At 31.0% G+C, this 7,495-nt stretch carries 7 protein-coding genes; 4 read left to right on the plus strand and 3 right to left on the minus strand.

The window, feature by feature from the left end:
* The first annotated feature begins 5 nt into the window (after positions 1-5).
* On the plus strand, positions 6-1,880 hold the full coding sequence (locus tag KA833_RS06030; protein ID WP_210139535.1) for a DHA2 family efflux MFS transporter permease subunit: 1,875 nt from the start codon (positions 6-8) through the stop codon (positions 1,878-1,880).
* Positions 1,881-2,246: 366 nt separating this feature from the next.
* On the opposite strand, the gene KA833_RS06035 is transcribed toward KA833_RS06030, so the two are convergent.
* Complete coding sequence (locus KA833_RS06035) at positions 2,247-2,882, minus strand: hypothetical protein (protein ID WP_145381414.1); 636 nt, start codon at positions 2,880-2,882, stop codon at positions 2,247-2,249.
* Positions 2,883-3,155: 273 nt separating this feature from the next.
* Here KA833_RS06035 and KA833_RS06040 point away from each other — a divergent pair, with 273 nt between their 5' ends.
* Complete coding sequence (locus KA833_RS06040) at positions 3,156-4,061, plus strand: alpha/beta hydrolase fold domain-containing protein (protein ID WP_046208528.1); 906 nt, start codon at positions 3,156-3,158, stop codon at positions 4,059-4,061.
* Between the two features lie 137 nt (positions 4,062-4,198).
* Here KA833_RS06040 and KA833_RS06045 read toward each other — a convergent pair whose 3' ends face one another.
* The gene (locus KA833_RS06045) at positions 4,199-4,606 is read right to left on the minus strand and encodes a hypothetical protein (RefSeq protein WP_046208527.1); all 408 of its coding nucleotides are present in this window, start codon (positions 4,604-4,606) and stop codon (positions 4,199-4,201) included.
* 12 nt (positions 4,607-4,618) lie between these two features.
* Positions 4,619-5,086, minus strand: coding sequence for a thioesterase family protein (locus KA833_RS06050; protein ID WP_046208526.1), 468 nt, complete (start codon positions 5,084-5,086; stop codon positions 4,619-4,621).
* Positions 5,087-5,227: 141 nt separating this feature from the next.
* Here KA833_RS06050 and corA point away from each other — a divergent pair, with 141 nt between their 5' ends.
* Together corA and fni are read left to right on the plus strand one after the other, a co-directional pair.
* Complete coding sequence (gene corA / locus KA833_RS06055; protein ID WP_210128603.1) at positions 5,228-6,175, plus strand: magnesium/cobalt transporter CorA; 948 nt, start codon at positions 5,228-5,230, stop codon at positions 6,173-6,175.
* Between the two features lie 71 nt (positions 6,176-6,246).
* Entirely contained in the window at positions 6,247-7,293 is a 1,047-nt protein-coding gene (fni, locus tag KA833_RS06060; RefSeq protein ID WP_145381412.1) for a type 2 isopentenyl-diphosphate Delta-isomerase, read from the plus strand.
* Positions 7,294-7,495: the final 202 nt, after the last annotated feature.

Consider the following 7,495-nt stretch of genomic DNA (forward strand, 5'->3'; position numbering starts at 1 on the left):
TTAAAATGACAATGACCTTCATTATTGTTTACGTAGTCATAGCGCTCATTCTTGTCGGCGGACTAAATTTCTTTATCATGAAAAGAAATAAGCAAAAATCTGCCAGAAAAATGGAACAATCTAAGCATGAAAGCATTGCTTCTAACGAAAGTTATCAATCTAAATTTAAAGTTAAAGACGACAAAACAACAACAGAAAATCAAGAACAAAACAAAGATGAATCAATAGACGAAAAGCCAGAAAAGGCAACGCACTCTGATAGTGACGCTACTGAATCATCGACACAACATGATTCGGATCATGAACAAATCAATCCGAATTCTGAAGAAGCACAGGTAAATGAAAAGCTAAAAGCTAAACATAGTTCATTTATGTTTGGAAAAGGCACTTCTCAAGGTAAAGTTTTAATAGCGATGATTTTCGGTATGTTTATAGCTATATTAAACCAAACGTTATTAAATGTTGCATTACCTAAAATAAATACAGATTTTAATATTTCTGCTAATACAGGTCAATGGCTTATGACAGGCTTTATGCTTGTGAATGGTATTCTAATACCAATCAGTGCCTATTTATTTAATAAATATTCGTATCGTAAATTATTCTTAATAGCGATGACATTATTCACGATTGGCTCGTTAGTCTGTGGTATATCAGGTTCATTTACAATAATGATGGTTGGCCGAGTACTGCAAGCTATTGGTGCTGGTGTCTTAATGCCACTCGGTACAAATGTATTTATGACTATATTCCCACCTGAAAAACGTGGCGCAGCAATGGGGACACTCGGTATAGCAATGATTTTAGCACCTGCAATAGGACCAACATTATCAGGTTATATTGTAGAAAATTATCATTGGAACGTGATGTTCTATGGCATGTTCATTATAGGGCTTATTTCATTGGCTATCGCTTATATATGGTTTAGAGTATATCAAGTTACTACAAACCCTAAAGCAGATATCCCCGGCATCATATTTAGTACAATTGGATTTGGTGCGTTATTATACGGCTTCAGTGAAGCGGGAAATAACACGTGGAGTTCTCCAATAGTTGTAGTGTCGCTTATTATTGGTGTGATCTTTATTATTGCTTTTGTAATTAGAGAGCTTACAATGCGTGTGCCAATGCTAAGCATGGAAGTTTTAAAATACTCAGGTTTTACATTAACAACAGTTATTAACATGATTGTAACCATGAGTTTATTTGGTGGTATGATTTTATTACCACTTTACTTACAAAACTTAAGAGGTTTTACACCAGTACAATCAGGTTTATTATTATTACCAGGTGCTCTAATAATGGGTATAATGGGCCCAATAGCAGGAAAATTATTAGATACGATAGGTATTAAACCACTAGCTTTAGTAGGGACAGCCATTATGACTTATGCTACGTGGGAATTAACAAAATTAAATATGAATACAACGTATGGTCATTTAATGGTTATTTATATCATTCGTTCATTTGGTATGAGTTTTATCATGATGCCAATAATGACTGCTGGTATGAACGCATTACCACAAAGACTCATCGCACACGGCAATGCATTAACTAATACATTGAGACAATTGGCTGGTTCAATTGGTACGGCATTACTAGTTACAGTCATGTCTACACAAGCAACTCAACATATTGCATCATATACACAGGATTTAGATAAAACAAATCCATTTATTAAAGACCGTTTACAAGAAATGGCTCAAGCAATGGGTGGAGAACAAATGGCAACTTCTCAAGTTTTAGAATTTGTGCAAAAGCTAGCTTCAATTAACGGCGTAAATAGTGCTTTCTTAATCGCTACTTTGTTAAGTGCGTTGGCATTTATTTTGAGCTTGTTTTTAAAAGGCAAGTCACATTACATTTCAAATGAAGAATAAGAAAAAGAATCAGTGATATAACATTTCTGACTAACGAAAAAGCGGCAATTTCTATAACAGTTGTATAGAAATTGTCGCTTTTTTAATCTTTAATAAAGTCTGCGTTACTATTTTCTTATAATGAATACTTTTGTGACTCAGATAATTACTAGTATTAAATACATTAAAAGTAAAAAGCCACGTGGTCTAAATAAATTTGATAATTAAGTTGAGACCTTTTAGGTTTTGACTTTAATTTTATCAAATGTATTAATCGATTGGTGCATCGATCTATAGGTATAAAAGAAACCCGAAAATGAACTTTGGCATACATTTTCGGGCTTAATATACTATATGTAGCAGCTTTTTGATAAAATTTGAACGAAGTTAAATTCTTGGTTTCCGATTTCTAAAGAATAAACTAATTAAAAGTAAAGCAATACTACAACTTAATAAAATAAAAGCGTTATGGATTGCATTTGCTTCTGTTAATATTTGGTTTGAATCAACAGTTATATAATATTGATTCATTGAATCGGCAATTCTTGTAGCAATATTTTTAATTAATGCAGAAAAACCAAAAGTAATTGCAAGCATGATCGCTATGATAAACATATTAACTATTTTCAAAATCGTTTTATTAAAAAATAATGTAAAAATAGTTAAGATTAAACTTAATATACAGGCGATAAAAAATATATAAAATACAAGTATTAAGCGATCAATACTTGTTTGTAAGTTATCAATGCTTTCTATATTTATATTTAAATGTGTTAAGTTATTGATAGTTTCTTGAAAATTCGTTAATTCTTTAAAATTAACCGATTTATCTACGAAAACTAAATTGAATATGGGCTCTTTAAACATACTGTAACCAGAAATTGCAACTAGAATTAAGACGATTACTTGTATAATAAGGCTAACCCAAGATTTTTTCTTTTTTCCATAGCGAGTGCCTCGTTGCATTGTTTCATTCGTTAAAGTGTGTTCAAAATCTTTAAATTGGTGATTGTTTTCGGTCATAACTTACTCCTTTCATAACATTAGATGGGGGATCTAGTTATTTTATGACTTTTATTTTGTTATAATATGTGATAACTGTTACATTTTAACCAATGTAGTTGAATATTTTAATTTTTAGTATGAATTGTCATATTTTTAAAATTTCAATATCTATTATAACTTCTCGTTTATGTCATTATTTTTATTTTATCATATAATTTATTTTAAATACTGAATTGAAACAAAAATTCTATAATTCTAAAATTTGTTACAAAAAGATAGGGATGATTATGTATGAAATCAAGACTAACAACAAAATTTGTTAATAAATACTTATTACCACATCGTTCAATTATATTTGATAACCAACAAAGCTTTGAAAAATTTTTACAAAAAAGATTAACGATGAATGAAAAAAAGCACAAACAACCTGAAACGTTAAATGTAAAATCAGATTTAGAAAAACAAATGATGGATGATATGCAGTTGTTCAGATTTCGTTTTAGACATAGCCAACAAAAGAAAATACTTTATATTCATGGTGGATATAATATTTTACAGCCTTCAGCTTTTCATTGGAGATTTATGGATAAACTTGCATTAAGTACTTTATACGAAGTTGTATTGCCTATTTATCCAAAAGCACCTAAATATCATGTTGAGGATACATATGCTGCGATTCATAAAGTGTATCAACAATTATTAACAGAATGCAGTAATGAAGATATTATTGTGATGGGTGATGGTACTGGGGGGGCATTAGCGATGAGTTTTGTGCAACAATTAAAATCTAACAATCAACCTTTGCCAGCTAAATTGTACTTGTTTTCACCTATGTTAGATGCTCAATTGAATAATGAAAATATTACAGATGATTTAATCGATAAAGATGTCATCATAAATATAGAAGGTTTACAAAAAATTATGAAAGTATGGTCCAATAATCTTCCACTGAATGATAGTAGATTATCACCAATTTATGGAGAATTATTTGGTTTACCGCCTATATATATATTTGGTGGTGGAAGAGAGATTTATTTACCAGATATGAAAAGGTTAACTTATATGTTAGAAGATATGCGTCAACCAGTACAACTGTATACCTTTAAAAAAATGGTGAATGCATTCGCATTATTACCTATTAGAGAATCTCATAAAGTTGTAAAAGAAATCGTCAATACAATTCATGATAAACGTTAATGCGTTAGCATATAACTGAATTCTAGAAGCATGATAAGTCTATAAAAAATTAAAAACAGAGGCGAGGTAGACATCAAACATAAATATGTTGATATTGCCTTGCGTCTGTTTTTATATGTCCCAAATAGTTCATTGAATTAGTAGTGTTCGTTCATTATTGTATCAATGACAGTTAAAATAGTCTGTGTCCCTTTTAATTTATAGTAGAGTGCTATAAATTCATTGAAATCTTGCTTTGGCTCATCCATATTTTTAAATTCTGAGAGATTATTTTCATACAGTTGTTTTTCTTCTTGAACAAAAGTTCTGTAGCGTTGAACTAAATCTTCTTCTACATCAATTTGTTCGACTAATGAATGAATCGTATCTATCGCTTGTTTCTGACCTTGGTAGTAACTGATATCAAATCCGCGCTTAATCAATTGATGATCAGGACCATTAATAACTAGCTGTTTGTTTTGGTTAAGTTCGCTAAGCCCAGCTTTCATATCATCGTTTAAATCATAAAGCTGCACTTTGATTGCGTCGATTATACTTTGTGACATCTTAAGCACTCCTTATCTTGAGATACCGATTTTATGACCTAATTGTTTAGGCCATTCGATTAATTGTTGATTATCATAATAATTGCTAACTTGGTCAGCAAATGATTTAGGGAAGGGCGCTGTTTTATTAATTGTGCGATCAATTCCTAACATCATTGCTTCATTTGTTGCTATATTGCTACCATCTTGGTTTGTCATGATGGAAAAGAAATGCAAGCTTTTTTCATTATAATCATAGATGTATATTGTAATGGTAAATGTATCACCTTCTGTTAATTCTGATAAATAAGCTGTTTGTTCTTCAACAGTGAATAATGTGTAATTTAACTTGTCACGTTCAGCTAAAGATAAGCCATGTGTATAATTAAATTGATTAATTGCCTCACTGAAAACCATATTATAGTTTGCATCATGTACATGTCCATTATGGTCAATCATATCGGGTGTCACATTGTTGGAAAATGTGAAAGGATTGCTCATCGTTACATCTCCTTTAATACTTTAATTGTTAGATTAAGCATATATATTAATTTTACTAACCTAAGTTTACTAAAAATTGTATATAACATACACAAATAGCATTTCATGATAAAATAAAGAAAATGATTATAGGGGTGACCTATGGCTATCACAATGAGATACTTATCGTCTGAAAATAAACTTACAAGCGCTAATTGTTTAGAAGATATTCCGAAAACAGCACAGTTTATATGGTGTGATTTTAATCAACCCACTGAGGCAGAAAATACATTTTTAAAAACACGTTTTAACTTTAATAAACTTGAAATTGATGATACAGTAAACGGGACACCGAGAGCTAAATACAAAGCTTATGACACATATCAGTACATTGTAGTACATGATGTGAAAACTGAAGATTTCAATGCAAAAGCATTAAATATTTTTATAAAAGATCGTTTACTTATTACATACCATCATCAACCTTTTGATATTTTAAAGAAGATTGAAACCACTATTAAAACACAAATGACAAATAACATTCTCCCAACTCATATATTTATCTTGGTGCTGGATTGTTTAGTAGATGGTTACTTTGATTTCGTTTATGCTATCGAAGATAAGGTATATGAATTTGAAGATAGTGAAAATACAAAGAGTTCTATGAAATTTGAGATGGACAATGTATTTAAGATACGATCGGAATTAATTAAATTAAAGCGCATCATTTATCCCATGACAGAATTAGTCAATCAATTAAAAGAAAGTCATCAATTATTTTTAGATGATAAGAGCCAGCTTTATCTTCAACATATTGAAGATCATATGATTAAACAACAAAATATTTTGAAAATATGCCAAGAAATGACAAACGAAATAAAAGATAATTTGACATCGTATGCTTCATATAAAATGAATCGAATTATGCAAGTCCTCACCTTAGTGTCAGTTGTATTTTTACCATTGACATTAATTACAGGTATTTATGGTATGAATTTTATAAACATGCCAGAATTAAAATGGCGATATGGTTATTATTTTGTCTTAGCACTAATGTTTTGTATTAGTATAGGTTGTGTGATTTATTTTAAAAAAGAAAAATGGTTTTAGTCTCATGGTATGAAATTAATGACGCAGTTTGAAAACTGACAAAATTAAAATTTTTGAGGTAGGAGTAAATAATGAGTGATTTAAAAAGAGAACAAAGAAAAAATGAACACGTTGAGATTGCAATGGCACAAACAGATGCTTCAATCTCAGATTTTGATGAAATTCGATTTGTACATGATTCTATTCCGAGTATAGATGTGAGTGATGTTAATCTTGAACATTCGCTAAAAGATTTCACGCTCAGTCAACCACTTTATATTAATGCGATGACTGGTGGCAGCGAATGGACGAAACAAATTAATGAAAAATTGGCAATCGTGGCACGTGAAAGTGGTATGGCAATGGCAGTAGGTTCTACACATGCGGCGTTACGTAATAGCAATATGGCATCATCATTTACAATCGTGCGTGAGGCCAATCCTGAAGGTATCATATTTAGTAACGTCGGCGCCGATGTGCCTGTTGATAAAGCTGTTCAATCAGTTCAATTGCTTGATGCTCAAGCATTACAAGTACATGTCAATGCACCTCAAGAATTAGTCATGCCTGAAGGTAATAGAACTTTTTCTACATGGATGGACAATCTTGCACAAATTGTGAAGCGGATAGATGTTCCAGTGATTGTCAAAGAAGTAGGTTTTGGTATGAGTAAAGAAACAATCAAAAACTTAAATGAAATTGGCATAAGATATGTAGACGTGAGCGGACGTGGTGGTACGAACTTTGTAGATATTGAAAATGAAAGACGTGCCTACAAGGACATGGACTATTTAAGTATGTGGGGACAAACAACTGTGGAATCATTATTAGAAAGCACTGCTTATCAAAAAGATATGAATATACTTGCTAGTGGTGGCGTACGGTCTCCTTTAGATGCTGTGAAATGTTTAGCGCTTGGGGCAAGTGCGGTGGGTATGTCGCGCCCATTTTTAAATCAAGTTGAAAATTATGGTATTACAGAAACATTAAACTATACTGAGCAATTTACTGAACATATGAGAAAAATTATGACGATGTTAAATGCGCCTACGATAAATGATTTAAAACGCGCTAAATTGATTTTTGGTCCTAGATTACAATCTTGGATAGAGCAGCGTAATATCGATATTAATAATTAAGATTTTATTGAAATTTATTTTTGTAAATCTGGTCATGAACTACTGTGTTAACTTTCGTATATTAAATCATTGATGATTAAAGATAAATTAAAAGAATCTTGGACATAAAGTTCTTGGATAAGTGACAAAGGCAATTTCTATTGAACAATATAGAAATTGCCTTTGTCTATATTGTTGGATAAAAAAAACCATACGCTATGCG

Source organism: Staphylococcus sp. GDY8P67P (assembly GCF_017892545.1).
Taxonomy (GTDB): domain Bacteria; phylum Bacillota; class Bacilli; order Staphylococcales; family Staphylococcaceae; genus Staphylococcus; species Staphylococcus ureilyticus.